This window comes from Serratia sp. SCBI (assembly GCF_000747565.1).
GTDB lineage: Bacteria > Pseudomonadota > Gammaproteobacteria > Enterobacterales > Enterobacteriaceae > Serratia > Serratia ureilytica.
Window position 1 is genome coordinate 3,598,137 of sequence record NZ_CP003424.1, and the last position, 12,954, is coordinate 3,611,090.

Here is a 12,954-nt window from a genome sequence, read left to right on the forward strand (position 1 = left end):
GGCGACGCGCCCCGGCATGACGATCAGGCGGCAGGGGTTGCAGCCTGATAGAGGTTTTCCCACATGCCGCGCACCAGGATCTGATCCGGCGGCGAGAGTTCCCCGGCGGCGATCGCTTTGTGCAGGCTCTCCTCCACCCGCGCTTTCAGCGCTTCGGCGGTGTGTTCGCCCTGCTCTTCCGCCTCGGCCACCGCCAGCGTCAGATGACCGCGCAGGTAGCCACCGGCAAACAGTTCATCATCGCTGGCGTGCTCTACCATGTCATCAATCAGCGCCAAAATGCGCGCTTCAAATTCTGCGATCATCAAATTTCCTCATTAAATAACGGGCTGTGGCGTCAGTTGAGATCTTCCGGATACGGAAAGTGCTCGGCTGCCAACGGTGGCGTATTGTAGAACGATTGCAACGCCTGAATAAAGCGCGCAGGCCTTGTGGGTATTCCCTGCTCCAGCAGCGCCAATACCCGGGCGCGCACCTTGCGTTGGAACGCGATGCGATCCGGCTCGCAGTCGCCGTTCAGGTTGTCGCAGCTGACGTTGAACGGGAAACCGGCCGCCACGCAGAACATCCATTCCAGCGCCTGCGGTTTGATCTCTACCGCTTCAAATTCGCTCTGGGTCTGCGCGTCCCGCCCATCCGGGCAATACCAATAGCCGAAGTCCACCAATTGACGGCGCGCTTCACCGGCGATGCACCAGTGCGAAATTTCATGCAGGCCGCTGGCGTAGAAACCGTGGGCGAACACGATGCGGTGATACGGCAATTCGTCGGCCGGCAGGTAGATCGGTTCGTCGTCGCCCTTCACCAGGCGGGTGTTGTAGTCATCGCTGAAGCAGCGATTGAAGATCTCGATCAACTGCTCATAGTGATGGCGGGTCTGTGTGTCTGACATAAAAAACTCTATAACCACAAAAATAAAGAGGCCATTATACCCGATAACCGGCGGGGGGATACGGGCGCATAAACGGCGCCCATTTTCATCGTCAGCGGTGCAAGAAGGCGGACAGCCACTGCTGAATCTCTGCGCCGTGATTGTCGTAAAGCAGCTTGAGGCTCATCACCAGCGAGACGATCACGATCATCGGCCGAATCAATTTCTGGCCACGGGTCAGCACCATGTGCGCGCCCAAACGCGCCCCCAGCACCTGCCCCACCAGCATCACCAGACCGATGCTCCACACCACTTTGCCGCCGATGATGAACAGCGCCAACCCGCCGACGTTGGAGGTAAAGTTCAGCACTTTGGCGTGCGCCGTAGACTTGGCGAGGTTGAAACCGCACAGCGTCACGTAGGCCAGCGCGTAGAATGAGCCGGCGCCGGGGCCGAAGAAACCGTCGTAAAACCCGACGCAACCGCCGGCTACCAGCCCGAACGGCAAGGCGCCGAGGCGGCGTTGACGATCTTCCTCACCCAGTCGCGGCATCAACAAGAAATAGAGACCGATGCCGATCACCAGCAGCGGCAACATCTGCCGCAGCAAATCGGCGCGCATGTGCTGCACCAGAATCGCGCCGGCGATCGAGCCGATCAGCGTCAGAAAAATCGTCAGCTTCTGGTCGTTGAGGTTCACCGCTCGCCGACGAATGAAGTACAGACTGGCGGAGAAAGAGCCGCCGACCGACTGCAGCTTATTGGTCGCCAGCGCCTGCGCCGGAGGAACCCCCACTGCCAGCAAGGCCGGCACCGTCAGTAATCCGCCGCCGCCGGCGATGGAGTCGATAAACCCCGCCAGCAGCGCTACCGCAAACAACACCCCGAGCATCTCGGGGCCAATGACGAACCAGTCCATGTGTTATTCCGCTGAGAAATGGTGATCCAGCAATGCCTGACAGGTAGGCGGTAACGGCGGCGGCACGGGTTTGCCCGGCTTCGCGTTCGGCTGATGCGGTACGAACCAACTCGCCAGTTCGGCGCCGCAGCCATCGCCCGGCGGCGGCGTATCCTGCTCCTGGCACTCCAGGCTGCCGGCCGGACAACGCAGACGCACGTGCATATGCGCACGGTGGCCGAACCACGGCCGCACCTTGTGCAGCCAGGCGCGATCGGCGCCGGCGTCCAGGCACAGACGCTGCTTGATCGCCGGGTTGACGAAGATGCGCGTCACGTCCGCATCCTGCGCCGCCAGTTTGATCAGCGACTCAATCTGCGGTTGCCATTGGCTCGCCACCACCTGTTTGCCGTCGCCCGACACCAGGTCGATCGGCTGCGGCTTGAGCAATTGCTGCGCGCTCCAACGTTGGCGCGGCAGCTGCAGCCAGATGTCGACGTCGAGCCCAGACTGGTGGCTGGCGTGGCCGCTGCTGAAGCGCCCGCCGGCCGGCATCGCCATGTCGCCGATCAGCACCGTGCCCAGCGCTTTCTGGTTCGCTTTGCTGCTGAGGCGCTGTATGAACGCCAGCAGATCCGGATGGCCGAAATAGCGGCGCTGGTCAGTACGCATCACCTGATAGTCCGGTGAATTCAGCGGCAACGGCTGCGCGCCGATGATGCAGCCGTTGGCGAAACCGCCCACCGCCTGCGGCGCGCCGGCCACCGGATGGTCGATTTTCTGCCACGGCGTCAGCGCCATGGCGGAAGCGGAGGCCGTCAGGGCCACCAGGCCCAACATCCAGTTTTTCATGGCGATTACCAGCGAGGCACGTCGGAAACCACATCACCGTTTTGCGCACGCTGGCGCAGCAGGTGATCCATCAACACGATCGCCATCATCGCTTCGGCGATCGGTACGGCGCGGATGCCCACGCACGGATCGTGGCGACCGCGGGTCACCATTTCCACCGCTTCCCCGTGGCGATTGATGGTGCGGCCCGGCACCATGATGCTGGAGGTCGGCTTCAGCGCCAGATGCGCGATCACCGGTTGGCCGCTGCTGATGCCGCCGAGAATGCCGCCGGCATGGTTGCTTTGGAAGCCTTCCGGGGTGATTTCATCGCGGTTTTCGCTGCCGCGTTTGGTCACCACGGCGAACCCGTCGCCGATCTCCACGCCCTTCACCGCGTTGATGCTCATCAACGCGTGCGCCAGATCGGCATCGAGGCGGTCAAACACCGGCTCGCCCAGGCCAACCGGCACGTTTTCCGCAATCACGCTGACCTTGGCGCCGATGGAGTCACCCTCTTTTTTCAGCGCGCGCATCAGTTCGTCCAGCGCTTCCAGCTTGTCCGGATCCGGGCAGAAGAACGGGTTCTGTTCGACCTGATCCCAGTCTTTCAGCTCGCAGGTCACGTCGCCGATCTGCGCCAGATAGCCGCGCACCTGCATGCCGAACTTCTGCTGCAGGTATTTCTTGGCGATAGCGCCCGCCGCGACGCGCATGGCGGTTTCACGCGCCGAAGAGCGGCCGCCGCCGCGATAGTCGCGCAGACCGTATTTCTGTTCGTAGGTGTAGTCGGCATGCCCTGGACGGAACACGTCTTTGATGGCGCTGTAGTCTTGCGAGCGCTGATCGGTGTTTTCAATGATCAGACCGATGCTGGTGCCGGTGGTCACGCCTTCGAATACGCCGGAGAGAATGCGCACCTGATCCGGTTCGCGACGCTGGGTGGTGTAACGCGAGGTGCCCGGACGACGGCGGTCCAGATCGTGTTGCAAATCGGCTTCGGTGAGCGGGATGCCGGGCGGCACGCCGTCGACGATACAACCCAGCGCCACCCCGTGAGATTCACCGAAGGTGGTGACGCGGAAAATCTGCCCAATACTGTTTCCTGCCATCACGGCTCCTTACCGTTAGTCTTTTATCGTTATGAGGCCCGCCATGCGGGCCTTGGAAATGCGGCTTAGCTGCGATAGAGGCTGAAGTGATCCTTGCAATCCACCAGCTGCTGTTTGGTCAGCATGAACACGCCGTCGCCGCCGTTTTCGAATTCCAGCCAGGTGAACGGGATGTCCGGATATTGTTCCATCAGATGTACCATGCTGTTGCCCACTTCACAAATCAGCACGCCGTCGTCGGTCAGGTAGTCCGGCGCGCAGGCCAGGATGCGGCGCACCAGCTTCAGGCCGTCACTGCCCGCCGCCAGCCCCAGTTCCGGCTCAAAGCGGAACTCCTGCGGCAGATCCGACATGTCTTCCGCATCGACGTACGGCGGGTTGGTGACGATCAGATCGTACTGGATCGCGGGAACGTCGCGGAACAGATCGGAACGGATCGGGATCACCTGGTGCTCGACGCCGTGCGCCTGAATATTGCGCTCGGTCACCGCCAGCACTTCGCTGGAGATGTCCACCGCGTCCACTTCCGCTTCCGGGAAAGCGTAGCCACAGGCGATGGCGATGCAGCCGCTGCCGGTGCACATGTCGAGAATATGGCGCGGCGGGTGCGGGATCAGCGCGCTGAAACGATCGTTGATCAACTCGCCGATCGGCGAGCGCGGCACCAGCACGCGTTCGTCGACGTAGAATTCCATGCCGCAGAACCAGGCCTTGTTGGTCAGGTAGGCGACCGGGATACGCTCGTTGACGCGGCGGATCACGCGCTCAACGATGCGATGGCGCTCGCTGGAAGTCAGACGAGCGGTATGCATGTCCTCCGGAATGTCCAACGGCAGAAACAGGCTTGGCAGCACCAATTGCACCGCTTCGTCCCACGGATTGTCGGTTCCGTGACCATAATAGATATTGGCGGCGTTGAAACGGCTTACCGTCCAGCGCAGCATATCTTGAATGGTGTGCAGTTCGTTCACTGCTTCGTCGACGAAAATTTTGTCCAATTTGCCCTCCGGCAGGCGCTGTGTTTCATGATTTAGCCGCATAGTTTGCCATGAAGCCCGCGACAAATCACGCGCGCCCCTCGCGCTTTTCACTCTGGCCCGAGTTTTGCGTCGACAGCGCTCATTCACAAGGTAAACTAGCGAAATAAACGATTTCCGGTGAATGAAGCATGAAGAACAAGCCCCCTCTGAGCAAAGACGAACAACAGCTCTTCAGAGAGTCGGTGGCGGGCGCAAAAAAAGCTGCGCCAGGACACCATCGTCCACCGCCCGCCGAAGCTCAAGGTCAAACAGGTTGCGCCGCAGCGGCTGCTGCAGGAGCAGGTCGATGCCAGCTATTATTTTTCAGATGAATATCAGCCGCAGCTGGAAGAGGAAGGCCCGACGCGCTACGTGCGCCCCGGCAGCAGCCCGTATGAGCTGAAGAAGCTGCGACGCGGCGATTATTCGCCGGAGCTGTTTCTTGATTTGCACGGCCTGACTCAGCTGCAGGCCAAGCAGGAATTGGGGGCGCTGATCGCCGCCTGCAAACGCGAGCATGTACACTGCGCCTGCGTGATGCACGGGCACGGCAAACACATTCTCAAACAGCAAACGCCGCTGTGGCTGGCGCAGCATCCCGACGTGCTGGCGTTCCATCAGGCGCCGAAGGAATGGGGCGGCAACGCCGCCGTCCTGCTGTTGGTGGAGCTGGCAGAATAGCCTCCCGCAGAAACGACTCAGGGCGATGTCAGACATCGCCCTGAGTTTATTCCGCACCGCATCCGCGGCTCACACTTTGGCCATCACCTGCGACGGGCTGACCTGCCATTCAAATTTGCCGTAGCTGCCGTCCGCCGGCAGATCGACGTTGGCGATCGCCGAGGTCGCGAACATCGGCGGGCACTCGCCCGGACACAGTTCCGCCACCAGATACCCCACCAGCGGCAGGTGCGACACGATCAGCACCGAGCTCACCCCTTGCATCGCCAACGCCTGAAGATAGCTGCCGACTTGTTCGGCGTTCCCGCCCGGCGTCAGTTCGGGCAGCACTTCTTCGCCCTCCGGCAGCGTCAAGGCTTCACGCACCGTCGCCAGCGTCTGTTCGGCCCGCAGATAGGGGCTGACCAGCACGCGTTCAATATCCACAGACTTGGTGTTCAACCAGGCCGCCATCTGACGGGACTCGTCGCGGCCGCACAGGGTAAGGGGCCTTACCGCATCGCTGGCTGCCTCGAGCGCCGCCTCTCCGTGACGCATAATCAAAACTTGCATATTGCACCGCTGTTGTTGACAAAGTAACGCTATACAGAAACGCCGTGCGTGCTGTACCGCCGAGTTTTACAACCCCAAAGCCAAAGCTTTAAAACGATAACGCGCCGTCTCTTTATGGCGGCCGGGCATTTTGCCTGAAAGTTTGCGTAAAGAAAATGCTGTTTTTTACAGCAATCCTCCCCGGGCAAACCTCGATTGCTCATAGAACAATCAATTCAACGGGTTAAATTTTAACCTTTTCGCCATGAAAATTATTGATGGCGCTCAAGCTAACTTACCGCTGCCGCAGCCTTGCTGTACAGCCTCACGGACTGACGCTGTCGCAAGGAGTGATGGCGATCACAACGCGGCCCTGTTGCAACTATAGTGCAAATCGGGCCGCCCTGCGTTCAACTCCCCAGCGGGTAAAAACGTTCGCCCTGCTGCGCCATGCGCTGCAGGCGCTCGCACGGCGCGAAGTGCTCGCCGTGCTGCTGACGCAGGTAGTCCAGCGTCTTCACCACTTTCTCGGCGCCGAGTTCATCCATATAGCGGAACGGGCCGCCAAGGAACGGCGGGAAACCGATGCCGAATACCGCACCGATGTCGCCGTCGCGCGCGCTGCGGATCACGCCTTCATCCAGACAGCGCGCCGCTTCGTTCAGCATCATCATCACGCAGCGCTGGGCAATGGTCGCCGGCAGCATATGCGCCTTCGGCGTGACGCCGAGCAACGTATACAATGAGGTGTCCGCGCGCTTACGCCGCTGACGCTGCTGCCCCTCGCTCGGGTAAAGATAGAAGCCGCGGCCGTTCTTGCGCCCTTTGCGCCCGTCCTTCAGCACCGCATCGAACGCGGCAGGCGCGGCGAAGCGCGGCCCCAGCGCCTCGACCAGCACCGGAATGATCTTGGTGCCGACGTCGATGCCCACTTCGTCCAACAGGGTGATGGGGCCGACCGGAAAGCCGAAGTCCACCAGCGCTTTGTCCAGCGATTCAATGGGCTCGCCTTCCAGCAGGCAGCGCGCCGCTTCGTTGATGTACGGCGCCAGGATGCGGTTGACATAAAAACCGGCGCTGTCGCCCACCACGATGGCGGTCTTGCCCTGCTTGTGCGCCAGCGCTACGGTGGTGGCGATGGTTTGTTCGCTGGTGCCGGCGTGCGGGATCACTTCCACCAACGGCATTTTGTCCACCGGGCTGAAGTAGTGCAGACCGATAACCTGCTGCGGCCGCTGGGCCTGTTCGGCGATTTGACCGATAGGCAGCGAGGAAGTATTGGAGGCGAACACGGTATGCGGTGCACAGTTCGCTTCGACCTCGGCCACCATCTTCTGCTTCAGCGCCAGATCCTCAAACACCGCCTCGACCACGATATCCACCTGCTCGAAGCCGGTGTAATCGGTAGAGCCGGAGATCAGCATCATCTGTTTTTGCCGTTCCGCCGGGCGCATGCGCTTGCTGCGCACCCGCTTGCCGAGCACGTCCCAACTGTATTTCAGCGCATGATTGATGCCGGTTTCATTGATGTCTTTGATGCGAACCGGCAAACCGCCGCGCGTGGCGGTGACGCAGGCGATACCGCCACCCATCAGGCCGCCGCCGAGAATGCCGACGCGATGCAAGGCGCGCGGCTGAGCATCGCCGCCCCGCTCTTTTTTCAGCGCGGTGGAAGCGAAGAACAGGCTGCGCAACGCCGCCGATTGCGGCGTCATCGCCAGCTCGCCAAAGGCGCGCGCTTCGGCTTCATAGCCGCTGGCGCTGCCGTGATCCAGCCCGGTGCGCACCACCTGAATGATGCGCTCCGCCGCCGGGTAGTTACCGTGCGTTTTCGCCAACGTTTTCTTGCGCACGATGCTGAACAGCAGATTTCTGCCCAGCGGGCCGTTGAGCAGACGATCCTGCCACGGCAGCTCGCGCTGATGCTTCCAGCCCTGTTTCACCCGCTCGATGGCGGTCTGCAGCAAAATCGATTGCGGCACGGCGTCGTCCACCAGCCCCATGCGCAGCGCCTGGCGGGCGCGAATGTGCTTGCCGGTCAGGATCATGTCCAGCGCCTTGGCGGCGCCTACCAGGCGCGGCAGGCGCTGAGTGCCGCCGGAGCCCGGCAGCAGGCCCAGCTGCACTTCCGGCAGACCGAGCGCGGTTTTGTCATCCAGCGAACAGACGCGGCCGTGGCAGGCCAGCGCCAATTCCAGCCCGCCGCCCAGGCAGGCGCCGTGGATGGCTGCCACCACCGGCACCGGGAAGGCGGCGATCTGCGCCAGCGTGCTCTGCCCTTTCTTGGCCAGCGTTTCCGCCTCTTTGGCGCTGGTGCAGGCGGCGATCATGGTGATATCGGCGCCGGCGATAAACGAGTCCGGCTTGCCGGAAACGATCACCAGCCCTTCCAGCGCAGTATGCTGCTGCGCGCGGATCAGCACGTCGTTAACCTGTTCGACAAACTCGGCCTTGAGCGTATTGACCTTGTCGCCCGGCACGTCGATGGTGATCACCCCGATGTTGTCAGGGCGGATCGTCAGTTGAAAGGCCGACGGTTTGGCGCGCTGCTCGTGCAATGCGTTTTCGACGCTCATCATTCCACCTCCACGATCATCGCGGCCCCTAACCCGCCGGCGGCGCAGGCGGTGGTCAGGCCCAGCCCGCCGCCGCGGCGTTTCAGCTCACGCAGCGTCTGGGTAATCATGCGCGCGCCGGTGGCGGCGAACGGGTGACCATAGGCGATAGAACCGCCCAATACGTTGAATTTGTCCATGTCCACTTCGCCGATTGCCTGGCTGCGGCCAAGCTTCTCGCGGGCGAACGCTTCGCTGGCGAACATCTTCAGGTTGGCCAGCGTTTGCGCGGCGAAGGCTTCATGCATGTCGATGAGCGTCAGATCGGCCAGGCCGATGCCGGCGCGATCCAGCGCCAGCGGCGTGGCGTAGGAGGGCCCCAGCAGCATGTCTTCCCACACGTCGATGGCGGCGAAGGCGAAACTGCGCAGATAGCCGAGCGGCTGCAGCCCCAGCGCTTTGGCGCGCGATTCGCTCATCATCAGTACCGCCGCCGCACCGTCGGTCAACGGCGTGCTGTTGGCCGCAGTGACGCTGCCGTGTTTGCGATCGAATGCCGGTTTCAGCTTGGCGTAGGAAGCCAGGCTGGAGTCTTTGCGGATATTGTTGTCTTCAGAAAGCTGAGCGCGGTAAGGCGGCACGTAGGCGGTCATGACCTCGTCGCGCAGCCACCCCTCCCGCCAGGCCTTGGCCGCCAGCTCGTGGGAACGATGCGCCAGCGCATCTTGCGCTTCACGGGTGATGCCGTGGCTTTTCGCCATCTGTTCGGCGGTATCGCCCATGCGCAGGCCGGTGGAATACTCCGCCACCGCCGGCGGCACCGGCATCAGATCGCGGAATTTCAGCCGGCTGAACAATTTGAGGCGCTGCGACAGCGTGCGCGCCTTGTTGACGTCCACCAACGTGCGCGCCAGCGCCTTGCTGACGCCGATCGGCAAGACGGAAGAAGAGTCCGCCCCGCCGGCGATGCCGACGCTGATGCTGCCGGCCATGATGCTCTCCGCCACGTTGGCGATCGCCTGGAAACTGGTGGCGCAGGCGCGCGACACGCTGTAGGCGTCGGTATGGACGCTCATGCCGGTGCCAAGCACGATCTCACGCGCGATGTTCGGCGCTTCGGGCATTTGCACCACCTGGCCGAACACCAGCTGTTCGATCAGTTGCGGCTCGATACCGCTGCGCGCCAACAGCTCGCTCACCGCCGTTTTCCCTAAATCCACCGCCGGAATGCCGTGATAGGCGGTCGCCTGTTTGGCAAAGGGGGTACGCAGTCCATTCACAATCGCAATGCGGTCACCATGACGGGTCACCAACGGCAGTGCCTTACTCATAAATGCTCCTGAAGAAAATAACGTCAGCGCAATGGGCAGAAAGAGGTCTGACCTGATGAGGTCATTGTTAACCAAACGGTTACATTTGGCAAACCGGCAGAGATCAAAACTGCGAGCAGGCGCACTTTCTATCGGGAACGAGGCAGGGAAGGAAATCCCCGGCGCGCAGCAGGCGGCGCCGGGGTAAAGCGGGGATTAACGCAGGCCGAGCTGGAAGATCAGGGTTTCCGCCTGGCAGGCGAAGGTAAAATCGGCTTCCAATTGTACGCCGCCGTCAACCGGTTTAATGCTACTGCTGATGTCACAGGGATCGGATTCGACCGCGCGCGCCTTTTCGCTCAGGGCCGCCAGCATCGCCTCCGCATCTTGTTGATTGCTGAACACCTGGCTGTAGGATGCGGTGCAATCGGTGTTATCCATCACGGTGCCGACATCCACGCAGCAACACGCGGCGGTTTCCTGGGCGCTGCATTTATTAATTGCATCTGACATGGTTGGTTCTCCTCAAGGGCCTCTGTTATCAGCCCAAATTGCCGTTTTATTCACCGGCGCAAAGCCACAAAATTCTGTGGGTATTTTACGCTCCCAAGCCGGCAATCACTAGCACTTACTTTTACTAGGTGTTTTAAGTGATGGAAATCACAAATAAAAATGAGCGCCTGCTAAGAAATGGTAAGAATTTTGTTATTTACCACTGTCTTTTTGTTAAGCAGATCTCTTTTTTGATATCAGAGTGGAAATATTTCAAAAACAAACTTGCAACATTTTCACAGGTCAGACCTATACTTCAGCCACTGGTCTGATTTGTCTGAACGATAACGGACCCTACAATCCCGCGCTCCTTGTTACTTCGTGTAACAATAGTTTAAATAATAAACACATAATGAGGTTTTGGTCATGAGCCAGAAAAACCTATTGACTAAATCAGCTCTCGCAGCTGCAGTGGCAATTATTTCTTCAAACGTGTCTGCCGCAGGATTCCAGCTGAATGAGTTCTCATCAGCTGGTTTAGGACGTTCGTATTCTGGCGAAGGCGCCATGGCGGATACGGCGGCCTCCGCAAGCCGCAACCCGGCGTTGCTGATGATGTATACCCGCCCGGAACTCTCTTTCGGCGCAGTCTTCATCGATCCGGACGTCGATATTTCCGGTACCTCGCCTTCCCGCGCCAGTCTGGATGCGAAAAACATCGCGCCGACCGCCTGGGTGCCGAACCTGCATTATGTTCACCCGATTAACGATCAATTCGCCGTAGGCGGCTCGGTCACCAGCAACTTCGGTTTGGCGACCGAATTCAATAACGGTTACACCGCAGGCGCTTACGGCGGTAAAACCGATCTGGAAACCCTGAACCTGAACCTGAGCGGCGCCTATCGTCTGGACCAACACTTCAGCTTTGGCCTGGGCTTTGACGCCGTCTACGCCAAGGCTAAACTCGAGCGTTACGCAGGTGAATTGCCTAAGCTATTGGCCGCTCAAGGCTTACAAACCGGTAGATTAACGCAGCAGCAAGCCGGAATGATCGCTCAAATCCCTGGCGATACCCAGATTTCTCACCTGAAAGGCGATAAATGGGGCTTCGGCTGGAACGCCGGTATTCTCTACGAAGTGGATGAAAACAACCGTTACGGCTTCACCTATCGCTCTGAAGTGAAAATCAAGTTCGACGGCGATTACAAGAGCAGCCTGCCGGCACAGTACAACCCAATTACCCAGGCGCTGGGCGTTGGTTTACCGTGGGGCACCAGCGGCAGCACCATTCCAGGTTCTCTGGATCTGAACCTGCCGGAAATGTGGGAGCTGTCCGGTTACAACAAAGTGGCGCCGCAGTGGGCCGTTCACTACAGCCTGGCTTATACCAGTTGGAGCCAGTTCCAGGAGCTGAGAGCCACCGGCAACAACGGCCAGACGCTGTTCGAGAAGCATGAAGGCTTCCGCGATGCCTACCGTATCGCATTGGGCACCACCTACTTCTACGACGACAACTGGACCTTCCGTACCGGTATCGCCTTCGATGACAGCCCGGTGCCTGCCCAAAACCGTTCGATTTCCATTCCCGATCAGGATCGTTTCTGGCTGAGTGCCGGTACTACCTATGCGTTCAACAAAGACGCCTCGGTCGACGTCGGCGTGTCCTACATGCACGGCCAGAAAGTCACCATCAATGAAGGTCCTTACACCTTCAACTCGGTGGGTAAAGCCTGGCTGTACGGCGCCAACTTCAACTACCGCTTCTAATCTCGCTTGAGATGGATGCCAAAGCGCCCCGCGGGGCGCTTTTTCTTTGCCTGTCGCTCGCCGCGGGCGTAAAAAAACCCGCCAGACGGCAGGTTTTCATGGGCATAAGGCCGGCGGTTACTGCGAGTCGATCTCGTCCAGATCGCCCTGAATCGCCTTGGCGTTCGGGTTCTCTTCCGGCTTGAGCGAACCGCCGTTGGCGATGAAGTCGTGGCGCTGGAAGTAAGCTTCGCGCACCATGACATAAGGATCGGAGGAGTTGCGCAGCAGGCCGTCGGAATCCAGCAGTTGAGCGCGGGTTTCGATACCCTCGACCACCCATTTGCCCGCCGACATCCAGAAAGTCAGGTAGCTCAGCATCGGATACAGCGTATCCGCAAAGTCGCCGCCGTCTTCACGCAGGGTAAAGCTGCCGTAGCCCGGCAGCATCACGTACGGACCGTAGCCCACATCGTAATGCCCCAACGTGCTGCCGAAACGGTTCGGCTCTTCGCGCGCCAGTTTCGGGTTGGCCATGCCGGCCACGTCGATCAGGCCGCCCATCCCGAGCAGGGTGTTCAGGAAGAAACGGTTAAAGTGGATCATCCCGCGGTAAGGATCGCCCTTCAGGAAGGCGTTGACCATGCTGGCCGGCTCTTCCAGGTTGGAGGTGAAGTTGCTGATGCCGTTACGCGCCGGCATCGGCACGTAGTCACGCCAGGCCACCGCGACCGGACGCAGGATATAAGGATCCAGGACGTTGTAGTTGAAGTCGAACATCGTCCGGTTAAATCCTTCCAGAGGATCGGAACGCCCTTGCGGCTCATTGTCTGGCGCGCTGGCACAGCCCACCAGTAATGCCGCTGCGAATGCCACCCCAGTCAGGCGAAAGTTCATATTTTTCTCCA

General features: G+C 60.3%; 12 protein-coding genes and 1 pseudogene. 2 read left to right on the top strand and 11 right to left on the bottom strand.

The window, feature by feature from the left end:
- Positions 1-23: 23 nt before the first annotated feature.
- From SERRSCBI_RS16865 to prmB, 6 genes are all read right to left on the bottom strand, one after another.
- The gene (locus SERRSCBI_RS16865) at positions 24-305 is read right to left on the bottom strand and encodes a YfcL family protein (protein ID WP_016926855.1); all 282 of its coding nucleotides are present in this window, start codon (positions 303-305) and stop codon (positions 24-26) included.
- A 32-nt stretch (positions 306-337) separates the two neighbouring features.
- Positions 338-892, bottom strand: coding sequence for an elongation factor P hydroxylase (locus SERRSCBI_RS16870; protein ID WP_042785120.1), 555 nt, complete (start codon positions 890-892; stop codon positions 338-340).
- Positions 893-983: 91 nt separating this feature from the next.
- Positions 984-1,790, bottom strand: coding sequence for a sulfite exporter TauE/SafE family protein (locus tag SERRSCBI_RS16875; RefSeq protein WP_033651971.1), 807 nt, complete (start codon positions 1,788-1,790; stop codon positions 984-986).
- 3 nt (positions 1,791-1,793) lie between these two features.
- Positions 1,794-2,621 (bottom strand): penicillin-insensitive murein endopeptidase, encoded by an 828-nt coding sequence (mepA, locus tag SERRSCBI_RS16880; RefSeq protein WP_025303719.1) that lies wholly within the window; start codon positions 2,619-2,621, stop codon positions 1,794-1,796.
- 5 nt (positions 2,622-2,626) lie between these two features.
- Positions 2,627-3,712 carry a chorismate synthase gene (aroC, locus tag SERRSCBI_RS16885; protein ID WP_042785121.1) on the bottom strand — a complete coding sequence of 362 codons (1,086 nt, stop codon included), beginning with the start codon at positions 3,710-3,712 and terminating at the stop codon, positions 2,627-2,629.
- A gap of 65 nt (positions 3,713-3,777) precedes the next feature.
- A complete protein-coding gene (prmB, locus tag SERRSCBI_RS16890) occupies positions 3,778-4,710 on the bottom strand; it encodes a 50S ribosomal protein L3 N(5)-glutamine methyltransferase (protein WP_025160157.1) in 933 nt (310 codons plus the stop codon).
- A gap of 170 nt (positions 4,711-4,880) precedes the next feature.
- Between prmB and smrB the strand changes: the two are divergent.
- A pseudogene (gene smrB, locus SERRSCBI_RS16895) lies at positions 4,881-5,412 on the top strand (endonuclease SmrB).
- Positions 5,413-5,481: 69 nt separating this feature from the next.
- Here smrB and sixA read toward each other — a convergent pair.
- The 4 genes from sixA to SERRSCBI_RS16915 all read right to left on the bottom strand — a co-directional run bounded on the left by sixA (position 5,482) and on the right by SERRSCBI_RS16915 (position 10,321).
- A complete protein-coding gene (gene sixA / locus SERRSCBI_RS16900; protein ID WP_004936230.1) occupies positions 5,482-5,964 on the bottom strand; it encodes a phosphohistidine phosphatase SixA in 483 nt (160 codons plus the stop codon).
- 389 nt (positions 5,965-6,353) lie between these two features.
- Positions 6,354-8,519: a fatty acid oxidation complex subunit alpha FadJ gene (gene fadJ / locus SERRSCBI_RS16905; RefSeq protein ID WP_042785122.1), complete on the bottom strand. Its 2,166-nt coding sequence runs from the start codon at positions 8,517-8,519 to the stop codon at positions 6,354-6,356.
- Entirely contained in the window at positions 8,519-9,829 is a 1,311-nt protein-coding gene (fadI, locus tag SERRSCBI_RS16910; protein ID WP_042785123.1) for an acetyl-CoA C-acyltransferase FadI, read from the bottom strand. The genes fadJ and fadI overlap by 1 nt, the downstream gene beginning before the upstream one ends.
- 195 nt (positions 9,830-10,024) lie before the next feature.
- Positions 10,025-10,321: a YfcZ/YiiS family protein gene (locus SERRSCBI_RS16915; RefSeq protein WP_072145088.1), complete on the bottom strand. Its 297-nt coding sequence runs from the start codon at positions 10,319-10,321 to the stop codon at positions 10,025-10,027.
- Positions 10,322-10,726: 405 nt separating this feature from the next.
- Here SERRSCBI_RS16915 and fadL point away from each other — a divergent pair, with 405 nt between their 5' ends.
- Positions 10,727-12,067 (top strand): long-chain fatty acid transporter FadL, encoded by a 1,341-nt coding sequence (fadL, locus tag SERRSCBI_RS16920; RefSeq protein WP_042785124.1) that lies wholly within the window; start codon positions 10,727-10,729, stop codon positions 12,065-12,067.
- 117 nt (positions 12,068-12,184) lie between these two features.
- Here fadL and mlaA read toward each other — a convergent pair whose 3' ends face one another.
- A complete protein-coding gene (gene mlaA / locus SERRSCBI_RS16925) occupies positions 12,185-12,943 on the bottom strand; it encodes a phospholipid-binding lipoprotein MlaA (protein ID WP_033643913.1) in 759 nt (252 codons plus the stop codon).
- Between the last annotated feature and the right edge of the window lie 11 nt (positions 12,944-12,954).

Coding starts and splice junctions, on each gene's coding strand:
- SERRSCBI_RS16865 (WP_016926855.1), bottom strand. CDS start 305: ATGATCGCAGAATTTGAAGCGCGCATTTTGGCGCTGATTGATGACATG.
- SERRSCBI_RS16870 (WP_042785120.1), bottom strand. CDS start 892: ATGTCAGACACACAGACCCGCCATCACTATGAGCAGTTGATCGAGATC.
- SERRSCBI_RS16875 (WP_033651971.1), bottom strand. CDS start 1,790: ATGGACTGGTTCGTCATTGGCCCCGAGATGCTCGGGGTGTTGTTTGCG.
- mepA (WP_025303719.1), bottom strand. CDS start 2,621: ATGAAAAACTGGATGTTGGGCCTGGTGGCCCTGACGGCCTCCGCTTCC.
- aroC (WP_042785121.1), bottom strand. CDS start 3,712: ATGGCAGGAAACAGTATTGGGCAGATTTTCCGCGTCACCACCTTCGGT.
- sixA (WP_004936230.1), bottom strand. CDS start 5,964: ATGCAAGTTTTGATTATGCGTCACGGAGAGGCGGCGCTCGAGGCAGCC.
- fadJ (WP_042785122.1), bottom strand. CDS start 8,519: ATGAGCGTCGAAAACGCATTGCACGAGCAGCGCGCCAAACCGTCGGCC.
- fadI (WP_042785123.1), bottom strand. CDS start 9,829: ATGAGTAAGGCACTGCCGTTGGTGACCCGTCATGGTGACCGCATTGCG.
- SERRSCBI_RS16915 (WP_072145088.1), bottom strand. CDS start 10,321: ATGTCAGATGCAATTAATAAATGCAGCGCCCAGGAAACCGCCGCGTGT.
- fadL (WP_042785124.1), top strand. CDS start 10,727: ATGAGCCAGAAAAACCTATTGACTAAATCAGCTCTCGCAGCTGCAGTG.
- mlaA (WP_033643913.1), bottom strand. CDS start 12,943: ATGAACTTTCGCCTGACTGGGGTGGCATTCGCAGCGGCATTACTGGTG.